Source organism: Mesorhizobium sp. P2_D6 (assembly GCF_056404315.1).
Map to the genome: position 1 here is coordinate 1 of NZ_JBFUEG010000020.1, position 16486 is coordinate 16486.

At 64.6% G+C, this 16486-nt stretch carries 15 protein-coding genes and 1 pseudogene; 10 read left to right on the forward strand and 6 right to left on the reverse strand.

Annotation, left to right across the window (positions count from 1 at the left end; genetic code table 11):
• Positions 1 to 181: 181 nt before the first annotated feature.
• Entirely contained in the window at positions 182 to 793 is a 612-nt protein-coding gene (locus AC1D1L_RS28415) for an LOG family protein (protein ID WP_192256764.1), read from the reverse strand.
• 124 nt (positions 794 to 917) lie between these two features.
• On the opposite strand from AC1D1L_RS28415, the gene AC1D1L_RS28420 reads away from it, so the two are divergent.
• The 4 genes from AC1D1L_RS28420 to AC1D1L_RS28435 all read left to right on the forward strand — a co-directional run bounded on the left by AC1D1L_RS28420 (position 918) and on the right by AC1D1L_RS28435 (position 5523).
• Positions 918 to 2378 (forward strand): LysM peptidoglycan-binding domain-containing protein, encoded by a 1461-nt coding sequence (locus tag AC1D1L_RS28420; protein ID WP_477344568.1) that lies wholly within the window; start codon positions 918 to 920, stop codon positions 2376 to 2378.
• Between the two features lie 264 nt (positions 2379 to 2642).
• Complete coding sequence (locus AC1D1L_RS28425; RefSeq protein WP_477344569.1) at positions 2643 to 2978, forward strand: ArsR/SmtB family transcription factor; 336 nt, start codon at positions 2643 to 2645, stop codon at positions 2976 to 2978.
• Between the two features lie 24 nt (positions 2979 to 3002).
• Positions 3003 to 4883 carry an ABCB family ABC transporter ATP-binding protein/permease gene (locus AC1D1L_RS28430; RefSeq protein ID WP_477344570.1) on the forward strand — a complete coding sequence of 627 codons (1881 nt, stop codon included), beginning with the start codon at positions 3003 to 3005 and terminating at the stop codon, positions 4881 to 4883.
• 292 nt (positions 4884 to 5175) lie between these two features.
• Positions 5176 to 5523: an antibiotic biosynthesis monooxygenase gene (locus tag AC1D1L_RS28435; RefSeq protein WP_477344571.1), complete on the forward strand. Its 348-nt coding sequence runs from the start codon at positions 5176 to 5178 to the stop codon at positions 5521 to 5523.
• Here the strand turns inward: AC1D1L_RS28435 and AC1D1L_RS28440 are convergent.
• Positions 5502 to 6380 (reverse strand): SMP-30/gluconolactonase/LRE family protein, encoded by an 879-nt coding sequence (locus AC1D1L_RS28440; protein WP_477344572.1) that lies wholly within the window; start codon positions 6378 to 6380, stop codon positions 5502 to 5504. The genes AC1D1L_RS28435 and AC1D1L_RS28440 overlap by 22 nt on opposite strands.
• 230 nt (positions 6381 to 6610) lie before the next feature.
• Here AC1D1L_RS28440 and AC1D1L_RS28445 point away from each other — a divergent pair, with 230 nt between their 5' ends.
• The 3 genes from AC1D1L_RS28445 to AC1D1L_RS28455 all read left to right on the forward strand — a co-directional run bounded on the left by AC1D1L_RS28445 (position 6611) and on the right by AC1D1L_RS28455 (position 8559).
• Entirely contained in the window at positions 6611 to 7309 is a 699-nt protein-coding gene (locus AC1D1L_RS28445; protein WP_477344573.1) for a phosphatidylserine decarboxylase, read from the forward strand.
• 2 nt (positions 7310 to 7311) lie between these two features.
• A complete protein-coding gene (locus AC1D1L_RS28450; protein WP_477344574.1) occupies positions 7312 to 8127 on the forward strand; it encodes a CDP-alcohol phosphatidyltransferase family protein in 816 nt (271 codons plus the stop codon).
• A 168-nt stretch (positions 8128 to 8295) separates the two neighbouring features.
• Positions 8296 to 8559: a hypothetical protein gene (locus AC1D1L_RS28455; protein WP_112560775.1), complete on the forward strand. Its 264-nt coding sequence runs from the start codon at positions 8296 to 8298 to the stop codon at positions 8557 to 8559.
• Between the two features lie 11 nt (positions 8560 to 8570).
• On the opposite strand, the gene AC1D1L_RS28460 is transcribed toward AC1D1L_RS28455, so the two are convergent.
• Both AC1D1L_RS28460 and AC1D1L_RS28465 read right to left on the reverse strand, forming a co-directional pair.
• Entirely contained in the window at positions 8571 to 10793 is a 2223-nt protein-coding gene (locus AC1D1L_RS28460; protein ID WP_477344575.1) for an AMP-binding protein, read from the reverse strand.
• Positions 10794 to 10960: 167 nt separating this feature from the next.
• Positions 10961 to 11368 carry a tautomerase family protein gene (locus tag AC1D1L_RS28465; protein WP_477344576.1) on the reverse strand — a complete coding sequence of 136 codons (408 nt, stop codon included), beginning with the start codon at positions 11366 to 11368 and terminating at the stop codon, positions 10961 to 10963.
• Between the two features lie 111 nt (positions 11369 to 11479).
• On the opposite strand from AC1D1L_RS28465, the gene AC1D1L_RS28470 reads away from it, so the two are divergent.
• A complete protein-coding gene (locus AC1D1L_RS28470) occupies positions 11480 to 12343 on the forward strand; it encodes a LysR substrate-binding domain-containing protein (RefSeq protein ID WP_477344577.1) in 864 nt (287 codons plus the stop codon).
• Positions 12344 to 12494: 151 nt separating this feature from the next.
• On the opposite strand, the pseudogene AC1D1L_RS28475 reads toward AC1D1L_RS28470, so the two are convergent.
• Positions 12495 to 13384: pseudogene (locus AC1D1L_RS28475) on the reverse strand (DMT family transporter).
• A gap of 381 nt (positions 13385 to 13765) precedes the next feature.
• Between AC1D1L_RS28475 and AC1D1L_RS28480 the strand changes: the two are divergent.
• Positions 13766 to 14197, forward strand: coding sequence for a nuclear transport factor 2 family protein (locus AC1D1L_RS28480; protein ID WP_352585038.1), 432 nt, complete (start codon positions 13766 to 13768; stop codon positions 14195 to 14197).
• 10 nt (positions 14198 to 14207) lie between these two features.
• On the opposite strand, the gene AC1D1L_RS28485 is transcribed toward AC1D1L_RS28480, so the two are convergent.
• Complete coding sequence (locus AC1D1L_RS28485; RefSeq protein WP_477344578.1) at positions 14208 to 15713, reverse strand: S10 family peptidase; 1506 nt, start codon at positions 15711 to 15713, stop codon at positions 14208 to 14210.
• A 136-nt stretch (positions 15714 to 15849) separates the two neighbouring features.
• Here AC1D1L_RS28485 and AC1D1L_RS28490 point away from each other — a divergent pair, with 136 nt between their 5' ends.
• Positions 15850 to 16356 (forward strand): OsmC family protein, encoded by a 507-nt coding sequence (locus AC1D1L_RS28490; RefSeq protein ID WP_352585041.1) that lies wholly within the window; start codon positions 15850 to 15852, stop codon positions 16354 to 16356.
• Positions 16357 to 16486: the final 130 nt, after the last annotated feature.

A 16486-nucleotide genomic window follows, 5' to 3' on the forward strand; every position in this document is an offset into this window, starting at 1 on the left:
CAGTAGGGCAGTAGGGCAGTAGGGCAGTAGGGCAGTAGGGCAGTAGGGCAGTAGGGCAGTAGGGCAGTAGGGCAGTAGGGCAGTAGGGCAGTAGGGCAGTAGGGCAGTAGGGCAGTAGGGCAGTAGGGAGAGGCTCGAGGCCTTCTAAACATACCGCCTTACTGCCGTACTCCCCTATTCCCTACATCTTATCAATCACCGACTGCACGCCTTCCGTCGGCGCATCGACCGACGATCCCGCCACCATGATGGCGGCGACGATGGCTTCGGGGTCTTCGATTACCAACGGTTTGACCCGCTGCGCGGTGTGAATGAAGCCTTCGCTCGACATATGGTCGAGCAGCGCCAGCATCGGATTCCAGAATCCTTTGACGTTGGCGAAGACGATCGGCTTGCGGTGATGGCCGAGCTGGCCCCAGGTCATGACTTCGACGATCTCCTCGACCGTGCCGATGCCGCCCGGCAGCGCCACAAAGGCGTCGGATTTTTCGAACATCTTGTGCTTGCGCTCGTGCATGTTGTCGGTGATCAGCAACTCATCGAGCCGGTCAAGCGCGGTTTCGGTCGCCTCCTTGTTGATGAGGAAGCGCGGAATGATGCCCGTTACCTTGCCGCCGGCCTTGAGCGCGCCTTCGGCAACGGCGCCCATAATGCCTTTGGTGCCGCCGCCGTAGACCAGTCGCAGGCCGGATTTGGCGAGCGAGCGGCCAAGCAGGTGTCCGGCCTTGGCGTAGATCTCATCGCGGCCCGGAGACGAGCCGCAGTAGACGCAGACGGATCGAATCGTGTTCATGCGTGATTGGTGATTGGGTCTGAATGCGGGGTCAAGCCCCAGAGGCTTCCAAGCCAGGGCTTTTTCTTGTCGGTTCCGGCAAAACACGCTAGACCGGCGTTAGGTGGCTAAGGGGCAGGGGAATATGGCTGTTAATCCATTGAAGGCGTTTCTGTTCGCGGCGGGTGGGACCGTCGCGGTCGTCGGAACGGCCTATGTATCGGGTGCACTCGACCCGTATCTCAATCCCACGCCGCCGGCGGAGATTGCGTCACTGACGCCGCCGGCCGACTCCGGGACCGAGGGAAGGCTGCCGCCGGCGCCTGCCGCCCCGACCGATGCCAAGGCTACGCCGGCACCGGCGCCTGCCGGCGCAACAGCTCCCGCGACAGCCCCGGCAGCCCCGGCAGCGCCGGCTGCGGCCGGCTCGGTTGTGCCGAGCTTCGATGTCGTGCGCGTCGAAAGCAACGGCTCGATCGTCGTTGCCGGCAATGCCGCGCCCAATTCAAAGGTCGAAATCCTCAACGGCTCGACGGTGCTCGGGTCGACCGTCGCCGGTCCGGACGGCGCTTTCGTCATCGTCCTCGACGATCCGCTGAAGCCCGGCGACTATACGATCGCGCTGCGCTCGACAGCCGGCGATGTCGTAACGCCTTCGGTGCAGACTGCCGTCGTTTCGGTTCCCAAGGATGCCGCCGGCCAGGTGCTGGCGATGGTCGAGGAACCGGGCAAGCCGGCCGAGCTGCTGACTGTTCCCGCGCCTGAGACCAAGCCTGCGGCACCGGCTGCCGGCGATCAGGCCGCTGCTCCTGCTGCTGAGGCACCTGCCGCCCCGGCTGAAACTGCGCCGGCCGCTCCGGCTCCGGCGACACCGCCGGCTGCGGCGGTGGCTGAACCCAAGATCGTCGTCGAAGCGGTCGAGATCGACGGCAACAAGATCTTTGTTGCCGGTCTGGCTGACGCCGGCCGCAAGGTGCGCGCCTACGCCAACGATATCCTGCTCGGCGACGCACTGACCTCGCAGGACGGCCATTTCCTGGTTGAGGCGACGCGCGACATCCCGGTTGGCAGCTACACCATCCATGTCGACGGTCTCGATGCTGACGGCGTGAAGGTGGTTGCCCGCGCCGCCGTGCCGTTCGAGCGCGAACCGGGCGAAGCGGTTGCCGCCGTGGCGCCTGCAGAGACCAAGCCGGCCGAGGCAAAGGCGGCCGCGCCAGCCGCATCGGCTCCGGCTACCACCGCACCGGCAGTTGCCGAGGCACCGGCCACGACGGCCCCAGCCGCACCCGCTGCCGAGGCTCCGGCCGTGGTCGCTGCAGCGACGCCCGAAGCGCCCGAGACGGTTGCACCGAAGCTCGAACATGCCGACGGCGCCGTCATCATCCGCCGCAACGACACGCTGTGGCGGATTTCGCGACGCGTCTACGGTCACGGCGTGCGCTTCTCGACCATCTATCTCGCCAACCAGGACCAGATCAGCAATCCCGACCGCATCTGGCCAGGGCAGGTGTTCAAGGTCCCGGAAAAGTCGAAGGAAGGCGAAGCCGCCGACCTCAAGGCGATGGGCGAGCAAGCGACGACGGCGCCGGTGAAGGCGCAGTAGGCGGAACTGCTAATCTCCCCCCTTGTGGGGGAGATGCCCGGCAGGGCAGAGGGGGGCGCTGTCCCGTCGACCTGTCGGTTGTTCCAAGACGCGTGCCACTTTTCGGATAGTCAGACTCTGCTGATTAGAGGCCGCGATCCTTCGCGCCCCCCTCTGGCCTGCCGGCCGTCTCCCCCACACACGGGGGGGAGATTAGCAGTTCCGCCCTTCTGCCCATCGGGTTAGCTTGCCCCGCGCCCGTTCATCGTCTATCGCCGATGAACGATGGCCGACTCTTTCACCGAACCAGACCACGCAAACCGCGCACCGCCCGAAAGCCGCGCGGTTGCCGCTCGCTTTGCAGCACTCTCACACCCGGCGCGCATCGAGATCCTGAAACATTTGTCGGCCAGCAATTCCTGCTGCTGCCGCGAGGTGGTCGATCATCTCGACCTGGCGCAGTCCACCGTTTCCCAGCATCTGAAGATTCTGGTCGAGGCCGGCCTGGTCCGCTTCCAGCCCGACCGCCAGCGCTCGCGCTATGAGGTTGACCGCGCAGCGCTGGCAGACGTTTCCGCATCTTTGACCGCGCTCGTCAATTCCTGCTGCTCCGGCCGCTGAACTCCCACCCAAAAGGCAAGACAAGTGGCAGAAAAAACCGTCTCCGATAGCTCGACCTTCGGCACCTTGCGCAATCTGTGGCCGTATATGTGGCCGGCCGACCGCGCCGATCTCAGGGCACGCGTCACTTGGGCGACGCTGCTTCTGGTCGTTGCCAAGCTGACACTGGTTGCCGGACCCTATTTCTTCAAATGGGCGACCGATGCGCTGGCAGGCGACGCCAAGTCGCCGCCGCCGCTACCGTCCTTCCTGCTGGCGCCGGTCATGCTGGTCGTCGCCTACAATGTCGTACGGCTGGTGCAGCTCGGCTTCAACCAGCTGCGCGACGCGCTGTTTGCCCGCGTCGGCCAATATGCGGTGCGCCAGCTCGCTTTCCGCACCTTCGTCCACATGCACCAGCTGTCGCTGCGCTTTCACCTTGAGCGCCGCACCGGCGGCCTGTCGCGCATCATCGAGCGCGGCACCAAAGGCATCGAGACGATCGTGCGCTTCATTATGCTCAACACGGCGCCGACCATTCTCGAATTCGCGCTGACTACCGGCATCTTCGCCTACACCTATGGCTGGAAATATGTGGTCGTGGTGGCGGCCACCGTCTGGCTCTATGTCTGGTTCACGGTTCGCGCCAGCGACTGGCGCATCTCAATCCGCCGCGACATGAACGACAGCGACACCGACGCCAACACCAAGGCGATCGACTCGCTGCTCAACTACGAGACCGTCAAATACTTCAACAACGAGGGTATGGAAGCCGAGCGCTTCGACCGGTCGATGGCGCGCTATGAGATGGCGGCGACACGGATCTGGACCTCGCTCGGCTGGCTGAATTTCGGCCAGGGCATCATCTTCGGCCTCGGCACCGTGATCGTCATGTGCATGTCGGCGCTGGAGGTGCAGGCCGGCACGCAGAGCGTCGGCGATTTCGTCTTTATCAACGCCATGCTGGTGCAGCTGTCGGTGCCGCTCAATTTCATTGGCTTCATCTATCGCGAAATCCGCCAGGGCCTGACCGACATCGAGCAGATGTTCGACCTGCTCGATGTGCCGCAGGAGATCACCGACAAGCCCGATGCCAGGCCGCTTGCCGTCTCGGCCGGCAAGGTCGAATTCCGCGATGTGCACTTTGCCTATGATCCGAGCCGCAAGATCCTGAAGGGCATCTCCTTCGAGGTTCCGGCCGGCAAGACGGTGGCCATTGTCGGCCCGTCGGGCGCCGGCAAGTCGACCATCTCGCGGCTGCTGTTCCGCTTCTATGACGTCCAGGGCGGCCAGGTGCTGATCGACGGCCAGGATGTCCGTGATGTGACGCAGGAGAGCCTGCGCGGTGCGATCGGCATGGTGCCGCAGGACACCGTGCTGTTCAACGACACCATCGCCTACAACATCCGCTACGGCCGCATCGGCGCCAGCGAGGAGGATATGCAGAAGGCCGCCGAGCTTGCTCAGATCGGCCCGTTCATCGAACGGCTGCCGGAAGGCTACCGCTCGATGGTCGGCGAGCGCGGGCTAAAACTGTCGGGCGGCGAAAAGCAACGCGTGGCGATCGCCCGCACCATTTTGAAGGCGCCGCCGATCCTGATGCTCGACGAGGCGACCTCGGCGCTGGACAGCCACACCGAACAGGAGATCCAGGCGGCGCTCGACCTGGTCAGCAAGGGCCGCACCACCATCGTCATTGCGCATAGGCTGTCGACGGTGATCACCGCCGACGAGATCATCGTGCTCAAGGACGGCCAGATCGCCGAACGCGGCACCCATGCCGAGCTGATGCGCCAACACGGCCTCTACGCCTCGATGTGGGACCGCCAGCGCGAAGCGACGGAAGCCGAAGAGAGGTTGCGTATTGCGCGCGAGAGCGATGAGCTCGGGGTGATCGTGCGGAGGCGCACTTCGGAGGTGAGTTAAGCGGTGGAGCGCCTTCCCCTTCTCCCCTTGTGGGGGAAGGTGTCGCCGCAGGCGACAGAGGGGTCGTTGCGCGTGGAGTGCTAACCTTCATCGCTCGCAAGAAGGTCGCGTCCAGCCGAACCGACCCCCTCTGGCCTGCCGGCCATCTCCCCCTCTCAAGGGGGGAGATTTGCAGCGTCTCTGCCGCGCCACCCTTCACCAAAAATTCTCTCTTGACCTCAACCTAAGTTGAGATCGCAAACCCGTTCCTGAGCCACCGAATCCAAGTCGTTCAAGAACGGAGACAATTGAAATGGATCAACTCAATCAACAGCTTGGCAGTGAAGCCGTGTTCAGGGTCGACAAATTCGTCGTCCCTACCGAGGCACGCGAAGAGATCCTCAGCAAAGTCAGGGCAACGCATGAATTGCTGCGCCAGCAGCAGGGCTTCGTGCAGGATTTCCTGCTTGAGCAGTTCTCCGGCCCGGGCGAGTTCAACCTAGTCACCATCGTCGAATGGGAGAGCCAGGCGGCGGTCGACAAAGTGGTGCCGATCGTCAAGGCGGCACAGGAGCGGGCAGGCTTCGACCGGCAGGCGACGCTGACCCGGCTCGGTGTTCGTGCCGATATCGCAAACTATCAGCGGATTCCGGGACTATAAGACGGCCAGCCCGCGCCAGGTGCAGGCGCTTCGGCGCTCAGCACCTGGCCGGTGCGCGCATCGCTGACCATGTGTTCGAAGCCGCGCCATTCGGCGGCGGCGATGAACAGCGTCGTGCCATCAGGTCCGCCCAGCATGCAGGCAAAGCAGCCGCGATCGACTGCAACGGTCTGCAGGACCTCACCACCCTCGCGCACCCGCACGCAGCGCTTGTTGGGAACATCCGCATACCAGGCAGCACCGTCGGCATCGAGGCAGATGCCGTCGGGAAAGCCATCGAGATCGGCCCATACGCGGCGGTTGGCAAGGCTGCCGTCCGCAGCGATGTCGAAAGCGGTCAGCCGGTTGGCATGCGATTCCGCGACGATCAGTGTCTTGTTGTCGGGCGTCACAGCCATGCCGTTGGCGAAGGCGATGTTGTCCGCCACCTGGCGGATTGTGCCGTCGGGCGTGATCAGCACGATGGTGCCCGGCCCGAAATGCTCGCCCGGCGCCGGCGCTGGCCCGCCGCCATTGACATAGATATTGCCGCGCCCGTCGACGACGATCTCGTTCCACGGGCTGTTCGACAGCGATCGAAGATCGGCATGGGTGGCAAGCGTTCCATCCGCCTCCTGCCGCAGCAGCAACCCTTCGCGCCCCGAAATGACCAACAGCCGTCCGTCCGGTAACCAGTCGATCGAATAGGGCAGGGTGGTCGATATTTTGAGCATGATCTCGCTGTTGCCATCGGTATCGACGGCGACGATCTCGCCGGCGCCCCAGTTGCAGAGCCACAGCCGTCCGTCATGCCAGCGCGGCGATTCGCCGAAAGCGAGGCCTTCAGCAATAAGCCGCATTTGAGTGGGGTTTTGCATTTGGGAAACTCCTTGTTGTGAGCGTCTTCATGGCAAGGACGATGATCGCTCACCAAGGACGGGCGAGGGGGCGGTTCGCCGACAGCAGGTTTACCGATTTTCGCTCGGGAAGAACGTTCCGGCTACTGCCGATGCAGCCTTGCCCAATGTTGCGTTGCGACGACGGAGCCTTTCCGGTATTGAGGCCGGACCTGAAACAGGGACCGCCCCCATCCTATGAGCCCCATCCGATGAGCCTCGTCGACTCGGTCAAGAATGCCTTCGTTCCGATCCATCGCGAGGGCTATCCGTTCATCGCCGCCTTCGGCGCGGGCACGCTGTTCCTCGGTTATTTCTCCTCGGTGCTGTTCTGGATCGGCCTGATCCTGACCGCCTGGTGCGTCTATTTCTTCCGCGATCCCGAGCGCGTCACGCCGGTCGACGACCGGCTGGTGGTCAGTCCCGCCGACGGCATCATCTCGGCGGTCGGGCCGTCGGTGCCGCCACGCGAGCTCGGCCTCGGCAACACCGAAATGACCCGCATCTCGGTGTTCATGAACGTCTTTTCCTGCCATGTGAACCGCGCCCCGGTGCGTGGTCGCATCACGAAAATCGAGCACCGGCCGGGCAAATTCCTCAACGCCGAACTCGACAAGGCAAGTTCGGAAAATGAGCGCAACGGCCTGGTCATCGACAGCCCCAATGGCACCGTCGCCGCCGTGCAGATTGCTGGCCTTGTGGCGCGGCGCATCGTCTGCTGGGCCGAGACCGGCGGCTCGATCGCCATTGGCGAACGTTTTGGCCTGATCCGCTTCGGCTCACGCGTCGACGTCTTCCTGCCTTCCACCGCCGTGCCGCGTGTCGCCGTCGGTCAGACCGCGGTCGGCGGCGAAACGGTGCTCGCCGAGTTCGGCGGCATCGCCGCAACCCCGCTCGTCAGGATCTCGTAAGCGTGGGCGCGCCGTTCAAAAAGTTCGAGGCTCACGGCAGCGGCGGCCCGCGCATCCGTGAAATCCCGATGCGCATGGTGCTGCCCAATCTGGTCACCGTGCTTGCCATCTGCGCCGGCCTGTCCGGGATCCGCTTCGGCTTCGAAGGCCGTTTCGAGCCGGCGGTGGTGATGGTGCTGCTCGCCGCCTTCCTCGACGGCATAGACGGGCGCCTGGCGCGCATGCTGAAGGCGACGTCCAAATTCGGCGCGCAAATGGATTCGCTCGCCGACATCGTCAATTTCGGCGTCGCGCCCGCTTTGGTGCTCTATGCTTTCCTGCTTGACCGCGCGGGATCGCCGGGCTGGATCGCGGTGCTGCTGTTCGCCATCGCCTGCGGCTTACGGCTCGCGCGCTTCAACGTGCTCGACGAGGACAATGATCGCCCTATCTGGCAAAGCGAATATTTCGTCGGCGTGCCGGCGCCGGCGGGCGCCGTGCTGGTCATGCTGCCGCTCTATCTGTCGTTCCTGCGCGTTGGCGTTGAGCCCAGCCGCCCGGCCGCCTTCGTCGCCACCGGCTTCACCATCCTGGTCGCCTTCCTGCTGGTCAGCCGGCTGCCGGTCTACTCCGGCAAAAGCCTGAAAGTGCCGGGTGACAAGGTGCTGCCGATCATCCTCGCGGTCGTGCTCTACGTGCTGCTGTTGATGACCTATCCCTGGTACACGCTGACCGCCTCGGTCGCGGGCTATCTCATCTTCCTGCCGTTCAGCGTGCGCGCCTATACGAAACGCGCCCTGCGCGAGGGCGAAAAGGTGCCGCCTTCGGATATTGGCTGACAGGCCCCTGTCGGAACCTGCCGGGCATCTTGACCGTTGTGTCTCAATGGGCGACCGGGAGAAGCCGTCGCGCTATATCGTAGACATGAGCGGCGAGGTGCGGCGTCGCCGAAACGCTAATCCCGCAAGCGACTTGCGTCAGGCAGGCCCTGGAGAAGAGGAGGAGAAATGGCTGTCATCCTCATCGGCGCGTTGCTCACTGTCGCTGGCGTCGTGTACATGGCGGGCGCGGTCATCGGGCGCGGGCGGCTCAGCGATCCGAAGTCCTCTCCCGCGACGCCGGATCGCCCAGCGCCAAATCTCGCAACGACAGGCCCGACACTTGAGCCGCGGCGGCGCGGGCTCGGTTTCTTCGGCCTGTCGCAGAACTGGCCGGGCCTGCTGATGATGGGGGTCGGTCTTATCATGCTGTTGTCGGCGGCGGTCTTTTAGACGAGGGACTCTCAGGCCGCAGCACTCAGCCCCAGCCGATCGATAGCCAATTTGCGAGTCGAGACATAGTCGGTCTTGCCCGAGCCCAGCACCGGGATCTCCTCGACCTTGACGATGTCGTTGGGCACCATCAGCTCGGCCGCGCCCGCCTTCTTGCCGAAGGCGCGCAGTTCCTCCGGATCGGCGTCGTCCGCGGTGGTGATCAGCACGATGCGCTCGCCGCGCCTCTTGTCGGGCACCGCCACCGCGGCGTGGCGCTCTTCCGGCCATAGCGACTGCACCAGCATCTCGACCGCGCCGAGCGACACCATCTCGCCGGCTATCTTGGCGAAGCGTTTTGCCCGGCCGCGAATGGTGATGAAGCCCTCGCGGTCGACCGAGACGATGTCGCCGGTGTCAAGCCAGCCGTCCAGCGGCTGCAATTCGCCGGGGCGGTCCGCCGTCATGTAGCCCATCATCAAATTCGGCCCGTCGAGCCACAGCCTGCCGGCGTCTTCGATGCCCTCGACCGGTTCCAGCTTCATGCGCATCGCCGGCAACGGCCGCCCGACCGTGCCGTCGCGGCCATGGATGGCGGTGTTGACGGCAACCACGGGAGCTGCCTCCGTCAGCCCGAACCCCTCGATGATCGAGGCATCGAAGCGCTCGCGGTAGACGCGGCGCGTCTCCGGCTTCACCGCTTCGGCGCCGGCAACGACGAAGCGCAGGCTGGAGAAATCGCCGTCCTTGGCGGTGCGGGCATAATTGGCGAGGAACGTATCGGTGCCGAACATGACGGTCGGCTTCACCTTGCGGGCGATCTCCGGGATGATCTTGTAGTGCAGTGGCGAGGGGTAGAGGAACAGTTTTACCCCAGTCACCAAAGGCAGGATGGTGCCGCCGGTCAACCCGAAAGAGTGAAACACCGGCAGAACGTTGAGCAGTATGTCGGACGGCGAGATGGTGATGCGCGCCTCAGCCTGCATGGCATTGGTGTGGAGATTGCGGTGCGACAGCACCACGGCCTTGGGCGTGCCTTCCGAGCCTGAGGTGAACAGGATCACCGCCGGCTTGGCAGCGTCCTGCCGTTGCAGCGGGAACCGCCACAGCACTGCGGCGGTGAGCTTTTCCAGGGCGGTGACGCTTGCGCGCACATCCTCCAGCCACAGCATTTTGGCGCCGCCGGCCTCGACCGCGGCGATGATGTCGGCAAGCCCGGCCTTCTCGACGAACGCGCGCGATGAGATGACGGTGCGGATGACCGCCGTACGCACCGCGGCGGTGACGCTCGCCGGCCCGGCGGTGTAGTTGATCAACGCCGCTATCCGGCCGGCCGAAAGCAGGCCGACAAAGGACAGCACCACGCCATTGGCGTTGGGCAGCAACACCCCGACCGCTTCGCCGGGTGCTGTCACCGCCTCGAAACGGCGGCCGAGCACGCGCGCGCCGATGAACATTTTTCGGTAGCTGAGCGAGCCGCTGATCACATCCTCGATGATCGGATGCGAGGCACCGGTGCGGTCCGCTGCATCGCGCATGGCCAGGAACAGACCGCGATCGAGGTTGCTGCCGAAAAGCCTGGCCTCGGCGATGCGGTCGAACAGCGCATTGGTGTTGGAAGCCTGGTCGGGATTGCGCGCCACCAGTTCGGCAATCGTCATCGGCTCCAGCACGCTGATCGACAGTTGTGGGAACCAGTGGCGGGGCGCCCGGTCCTTTGGCGTCAAGGACACCGGCAGGTCGCGTGCGCCGGCGACGAAGATCGGCACGATGGCGGCGTCGGCCTGCATGGCTATGCGGGTAACGGCACGGAAGAGGCGAAATGACTTCAGATCGGGCTCGACGTCGTCGGGCAGATAGACGGCAAGCCGGCCTTTGCCCTTCAGCACCCTGACCAGCCGGCGGCTGACGAACAGATGCTCGGCGTTGAAGGCAATGGTGCGGCCAAGCTCGCGCCATGGCTCGAGCCAGAGCGAGCGCGCCGAGGCCTCGTCCAAGATGTGCAGTGTGTCGTCAGGCAGCAGCGACAGCATCAGTGCCGGCTCGAAGCGCGACTGGTGCGAGACCACATAGATCACCGGCGTCGGCGCGTTGCGGGCAATGCGGATGCGCCGGTCCTCGATCTGGTAGGCAAGCTTGAACGGCACGTAGAGCAGCGCCTGGGTGAAGCGCAGGTCGAGGCGAAAGGTCTCGATCGCGGCAATCAGCAGCCAGGCCAGCACGAGGCCTGCAAGCAGCGCCAGTGTCAGGATCATGCCGCGTCTCTCCCAACGTTCCGGTATCGCGGCTCTTCGTCCGCTTCGCAGCAGAGGGTAACGCAATGGGGGGCAAGGTCAATGTCGAGCCTTTTTCCTTCTCCCCGTTCACGGGGAGAAGGTGCCCGAAGGGCGGATGAGGGGCGGCGCTACGCTCGTTGGCTTCCTCACGCCGCCTTCAACCGCCCGCTGATGAACCGGAACTCCTGGCTCCTGCCGCCATAACCGTAGGCAGCCGCTGGCACCTCGTGCACGAAGGCATAGCTCTCCTCGTGCACGCCACCCAGCAACTGGCCAAAGGCAGCAAAGATCGCCTTCAGATAGGCCTCCAGCTCCAGCTTGGTGTTGGTGCCGTCAACCACCTTGATGTCGAGCCAGAAGGTGTTGGCGCCGTGCTCGGCAAGTGACTTGCCGCCGGCGAACCAGTGCTGCGGGTCGACATAGCTGACGGCGACGGCGGTGATCGTCGGATCCTTGCGCAGATGGGTTGCGGTCAGGCCGGTGATTTCCTTGGCGATAGCGGCGGACAGCTTGGCGTCGGGCTTGCCGGTGACGCTGATGTTGATGAGCGGCATTTTTCTCTCCTTTGGTTGAGCGGCGTCTGTTTGCCGTTGGAGAGACCATGCCATCATCCTAGAATCAAAAAATCGAATTGTTTTGAACGAAAGGTTCTGTATTATCGAAGTATGCAAGCGCTCGATCCCGATCTGCTCAAAACCTTCCTTGCCTTTGTCGATGGGGGCTCGTTGGCACATGCGGCATCGAGCGTGGGCCGCTCGCCCTCGGCGGTGACGGCCCAGATGCAGCGGCTGGAGGAGATCGTCGGCGAGCCGCTGCTGGTGGCGCAGGGCCGCGGCCGGAGGCTCACGCTGGCCGGCGAGGATCTGGTCGGCCATGCCCGTCGCATCCTTGCCGTGCACAGCGAGGCCTGGCTGGCACTGAAAGGCGCGCGCGCCGCCGGCCGCGTCGCCATCGGCACCACGCAGGATTTCGCCGACAGCGGCTTGCCGGAGTTGCTGCGCGCCTTCGCAACCAGCCATCCGCGCGTCAGGATCGAACTGCGCGTCGGCCGCTCGGCCGAGCTTGGCGAGGCGCTGCGGGCCGGGCAGCTCGACCTGGCCATCATCATGCGCAAAACCCCGGCCAATGACGAAGTCGGGCTGTTCAGTGAGCCGATGCTGTGGCTGTGCTCGAAAAAGGGGCTTGCCGTGCGGGAAGAGGAATTGCCGCTGGCGCTGCTCGACCCCTATTGCGGCTTTCGCGAAGCGGCTCTCGCAGCCCTCGATGCAGCCGGCCGTCGCTATCGTATTGCCGCCGGCAGCGCCAGCCTTGCCGGCCTGCGCACCGCGGTCAATGCCGGCATAGCGCTGACCTTGCGCACCGCCCGCTTTGCCCATTCCGGCATCGTCGAAGCACCGCGCGAGCTCGGCCTGCCGCCGGTACCGATTGCGCAATTCGCCATAAGGCTCGGCCAGGGCGCCGAACGGCCGGCGCGCGACCTTGCCGCCTTGCTCAGCGACAATCTCGCTCTGCCCGGCCTTACCGGCTGATTTCCCCTTGCCGGCTGATATCCAAAGAAAAAGCCGACCTTTACGATCGGCTTTAAGGAGGACGGGTCGAGGGGTTTGGGGGGACTTGGGGGGTGACCCGTCGCACCAATAATGCCTGAGCCGAATGATGGTTCCATGACTCCGAAAATAATTACGGGGTTGCCGCCCTTTTTCTTGCCACCAGCCAATCACGCCCGGCATGGGCAAAACCGCGCACAGCACAATGGCGCCGCCGGCCAGGCTGGCGGTCGGCGCGATCTCGCCCAGGAACAGGAAGGCGAACAGGATCGCGAACGGCACTTCGGCGGCACCGAGCAGGCCGGATTCGGGCGCCGGGATCAGCCGCGAGCCTTCCGTCCACAGGATCGACGCTGCTGCAAACGATCCTCCGAAGGCGACGAGCAGCACCGCGTCGCGGGCCGAAACCGCCAGCGGGTCGGTGACGAACCAGCCGAACACGAACAAAAGGAAGGCCGACACCGCGCCCGCCCACACCACCGGCGTGTCGCGAAAGGCGCGCACCATGATCATGTAGAGCCCGCTGCCGGCGGTCATCAGCAGTGCGAGCCCATCGCCGAACAGATGGCCGCTGCCGAAGCCGGAACCGACCATGATCGCCACGCCGCACAGCGACACTGCTGCAGCAACAAGCGTCTGCGCCCGGAAAGGCTCGCGCACCAGCACGAAGGCGAGCAGCGCGGTGATGAAGGGCGCTGTGGCATAGATGACCGCCACATTGGCGACATAGGTGAACTTGAACGCCGAGATGAAGGCGATGCTGGCCGCCGCACCTTCAACCGCCAGCAACCAGCCGCGCCAACCGAGTCGCAAGCTTTCCCGCCCGCCGGAGCGGCGGCGACGCCACAGCACATAGACGGTGATCAGGATCGAGCCGACAAAGCCGCGCCAGCAAGTGATGGTCAGCGGGTCGGCATGGATGGATTTGGTCAAGACGCCGGTGAGCGCGAAGAAAGCCGCCGACGCCGAGACCAGCGCGATGCCGAGCGTGCGCTCGGCGGCGATGCTGGCCGCGCTGTTCATGAGCGTGTCGGGCTTGTCGAGGGAATCCGTCATGTCACCAGACTACGCTTGCTGTCCTGGCACCTTGCTGTCAGCAGGGGGCATCATCCCATGGCACAGCCGGCGCGCCTCTGCGCCAGCTTCGGGCTTACGTTGGGGCAGGGCCCGGCGGCATTCGCTGATGCTTACAAAGGGCTTTGACGCGGACAAAAGCCACTTAACAGTGGTCGCTGACGCTATTGCGCGCAGCGGCGGACGCGCATGTTCGGCGTCTTGCAATGCTGGACGGCCCCAGCCCAATCAGGTAATTTTGAGGCTCGCGGATTGATCGGCGCGGCTCACCCCGGCAGCGGACTACGGAGAGGGCGCCAATGCGTGCGCTGCATAAGCCCGGGAGTTTCGATGACCGAAGTGATCGATCGACTGGTGACGGCGATGAACGCGCATCATCTCGACGCTGTCACCGCTCTCATCCACGAGAACTATCGGAGCGTACAGCCGGCGCACCCGGGCAGAGCCTTCGTTGGGCGTGACCAGATGCGCGCCAACTGGGAGGCCATGTTCACGGGAATACCTGACTTCCACGCGGCGGTCACGCGCTCGGTCCAAGACGGTGACACGACCTGGATCGAATGGCATTGGTCAGGGACTCGCAGCGACGGGCAACCCTTCGAGGTGCGCGGGGTCACGCTGTTCGAGATCATCGACGGTCAGATTGTGGCCGGGCGATTGTATCTGGAGGACGTCGAGCGCCAGGTTGTCGGCATCGAAGACGCGGTTGAAGCCCTCTCCGGGCGCCGTCCGCCAACGGCCAGCAGTGGAACCGGTTCGTGACCTCGCCACCTTACTGCGTTACCTGGTAGAGCTCCGCAACGGCCTCCTTCAGCGCGCGCCTTCCGTCCGGCCTGAAATACATCATGTGGCCGCCTTCGACGACGTCGAGACGGATGGGTTTTGCGCCGCCGAGCGTCGGAAGCTGGTTGACCAGATAGCGCGAGGCGAGATAGGGCGTGACCAGGTCGGTTTCGCCATTGACGATCACCACGCCGAGCGCCGGGTTCAGCGAACGTGCGCGCTGCAGATCATCCATCACCCCGGCATAGCCTTGCCGGGAGCCGCCATAGTCCCAATTGTGGGTGACGTCGCCATTGAGCAACCGGTAGCTGACGTCGGTGCGAAAATTCAGCTCGTCGCGTGCATAGGAGACGAAGGCCGAGGTCAATGCCGGCACGCTGCGGTCGAGCACCGGATCCGGGCCGGCGATGCGCGCGCTCTCCGGCGCGATATCGCTGGTGGCGATCGTGCCGTCATAAGGACTGAGCACCTTGCCGCCGGCGCGTTGGAATTCGCGCGCGAAAAGGCTGGTCGGGATGCGAGCAAAATTGCGCTGCACGAGGTCGAGCGGCAGGCCGGTGATCTCGGCCACGCGCTGGCTGGCCAGCCGCCCGCCCTGTTCGAGGCCGCTGGTCAGAGCGGTGAGATAGTCGCCCAACGCATAGTGCTCGATCTCGGCGAGTTTCTCGCGCAGCGCCTCGCCGCTGACGCCTTCGCTGCGCAGCCGCACCGCCGCCAGCGAGGGCAGTTCCAGCGCCCAATGCAGCGGCTGAAACTCGTCCGGCAGCACCAGCGTGAATTCCAGCGCCGGCGAGATCAGCACGATGCCGTTCGGGCTCAGGCCGACATCTTCCTGCAGGGTTCTGGCCAACAGCGCTGCTCGGAACCCGCCATAGCTTTCGCCGGCAAGGAAGAGTGGCGATCCGGTGCGGCCATTCTGGGCGAGATAAAGCCGGATGAAGGCGCCGATAGAACTGGCATCCTGGCTGACGCCCCAGAAATCTTTCGTGTCCTGGCCGGGTGCCTCGCGGCTGTAGCCGGTGCCGACCGGATCGACAAAGACGAGATCGGTCATATCGAGCCAGCTGTCGGGATTGTCGATCAGCTTTTGCGGCGGCGGCAGGAATTGCCCGTCGGCCCCGGTCGCGATGACGCGCGGGCCGAGTGCACCGAGATGCAGATAGGCGGACGCCGCGCCCGGGCCGCCATTGAAGACGAAGGTGATGGGACGAGCCTTCTCCGCGCCCGCCGCCGGCGGCAGCGTGTAGGCGACATAGAAGATTTCCGCCGTGACCTCGCCCTTGCCGGAAAGCAGCGACAGCGTCCCGGCCTTTGCCTGGTAGTCGAGTTTGCGCCCTGCAATCGTGATCGAATGGCTGGTGATCTGCGGCGCCGGCAGCAGCGACAGCACACCGCCGGCAGGGGCGGGGCGCTCGGGCGCTTCGGAGAGGCCGGGCTGCGCGAAGGCGACAAGCACCAGGAGAATTGCGGGAATAAGCTTCAGCTTGGCACGCATGACACCTCCGGAATGGCTCCCGCATAGGTATGGTCTGGGCGGTCGAAGTCAAAGTAACTATTCGCGACGTCGTGGCCCCTCTGTCCCGCCGGCATATCAGTGCTATCAAAGTGTGAAGGACTCGAAAGGACAGATCATGGACGCCACCGCACTCAAAGCCATGCAGGCGCCGCTCAAGGAGGCTTATCGCGGCGATGCCGCGCAGGCGCTGATCACGCTTCGCGCCAGGGGTTCGATCGACGACCAGTCGATCGCCTGCAAGGTCGAGACGGGCAGGGCGCTGGCCGTGGCCGGGCTGCACCCGGCAACCGGCGGTTCCGGGCTCGAACTTTGTTCGGGTGATATGCTGCTCGAGGCGCTGGTCGCCTGCGCCGGTGTGACGCTGAAGGCGGTGGCGACGGCGCTGGAGTTCAGGCTCGGCGCGGCAACCGTCGAGGCCGAGGGCGATCTCGACTTTCGCGGCACGCTGGGTGTGGCCAAGGATGCCCCGGTCGGCTTCCGCGCCATCCGGCTGAATTTCAACCTCGACACGGATGAGCCGCAGGAGCGCATCGATTCGCTGATCAAACTGACGGAACGCTATTGCGTGGTATTTCAGACGATCAACAGTAAGCCGGAGCTTGTGGTTTCAGCGCAGCGCTGAAGCTGCTGATCTCCCCCCAAGTGGGGGAGATGCCCGGCAGGGCAGAGGGGGGCGCTGTCCCGCCGGCCTCTCAATAGACCCAGGCAAATCGTTCATAAGCTCGCGTTCAAAGGCAGCCAAGGTTGGCGTT

Excerpts from the sequence above, each read along its gene's own strand:
- AC1D1L_RS28415 (WP_192256764.1), bottom strand. The coding sequence starts at position 793 with ATGAACACGATTCGATCCGTCTGCGTCTACTGCGGCTCGTCTCCGGGC.
- AC1D1L_RS28420 (WP_477344568.1), top strand. The coding sequence starts at position 918 with ATGGCTGTTAATCCATTGAAGGCGTTTCTGTTCGCGGCGGGTGGGACC.
- AC1D1L_RS28425 (WP_477344569.1), top strand. The coding sequence starts at position 2,643 with ATGGCCGACTCTTTCACCGAACCAGACCACGCAAACCGCGCACCGCCC.
- AC1D1L_RS28435 (WP_477344571.1), top strand. The coding sequence starts at position 5,176 with ATGGATCAACTCAATCAACAGCTTGGCAGTGAAGCCGTGTTCAGGGTC.
- AC1D1L_RS28440 (WP_477344572.1), bottom strand. The coding sequence starts at position 6,380 with ATGCAAAACCCCACTCAAATGCGGCTTATTGCTGAAGGCCTCGCTTTC.
- AC1D1L_RS28445 (WP_477344573.1), top strand. The coding sequence starts at position 6,611 with ATGAGCCTCGTCGACTCGGTCAAGAATGCCTTCGTTCCGATCCATCGC.
- AC1D1L_RS28455 (WP_112560775.1), top strand. The coding sequence starts at position 8,296 with ATGGCTGTCATCCTCATCGGCGCGTTGCTCACTGTCGCTGGCGTCGTG.
- AC1D1L_RS28460 (WP_477344575.1), bottom strand. The coding sequence starts at position 10,793 with ATGATCCTGACACTGGCGCTGCTTGCAGGCCTCGTGCTGGCCTGGCTG.
- AC1D1L_RS28465 (WP_477344576.1), bottom strand. The coding sequence starts at position 11,368 with ATGCCGCTCATCAACATCAGCGTCACCGGCAAGCCCGACGCCAAGCTG.
- AC1D1L_RS28470 (WP_477344577.1), top strand. The coding sequence starts at position 11,480 with ATGCAAGCGCTCGATCCCGATCTGCTCAAAACCTTCCTTGCCTTTGTC.
- AC1D1L_RS28480 (WP_352585038.1), top strand. The coding sequence starts at position 13,766 with ATGACCGAAGTGATCGATCGACTGGTGACGGCGATGAACGCGCATCAT.
- AC1D1L_RS28485 (WP_477344578.1), bottom strand. The coding sequence starts at position 15,713 with ATGCGTGCCAAGCTGAAGCTTATTCCCGCAATTCTCCTGGTGCTTGTC.
- AC1D1L_RS28490 (WP_352585041.1), top strand. The coding sequence starts at position 15,850 with ATGGACGCCACCGCACTCAAAGCCATGCAGGCGCCGCTCAAGGAGGCT.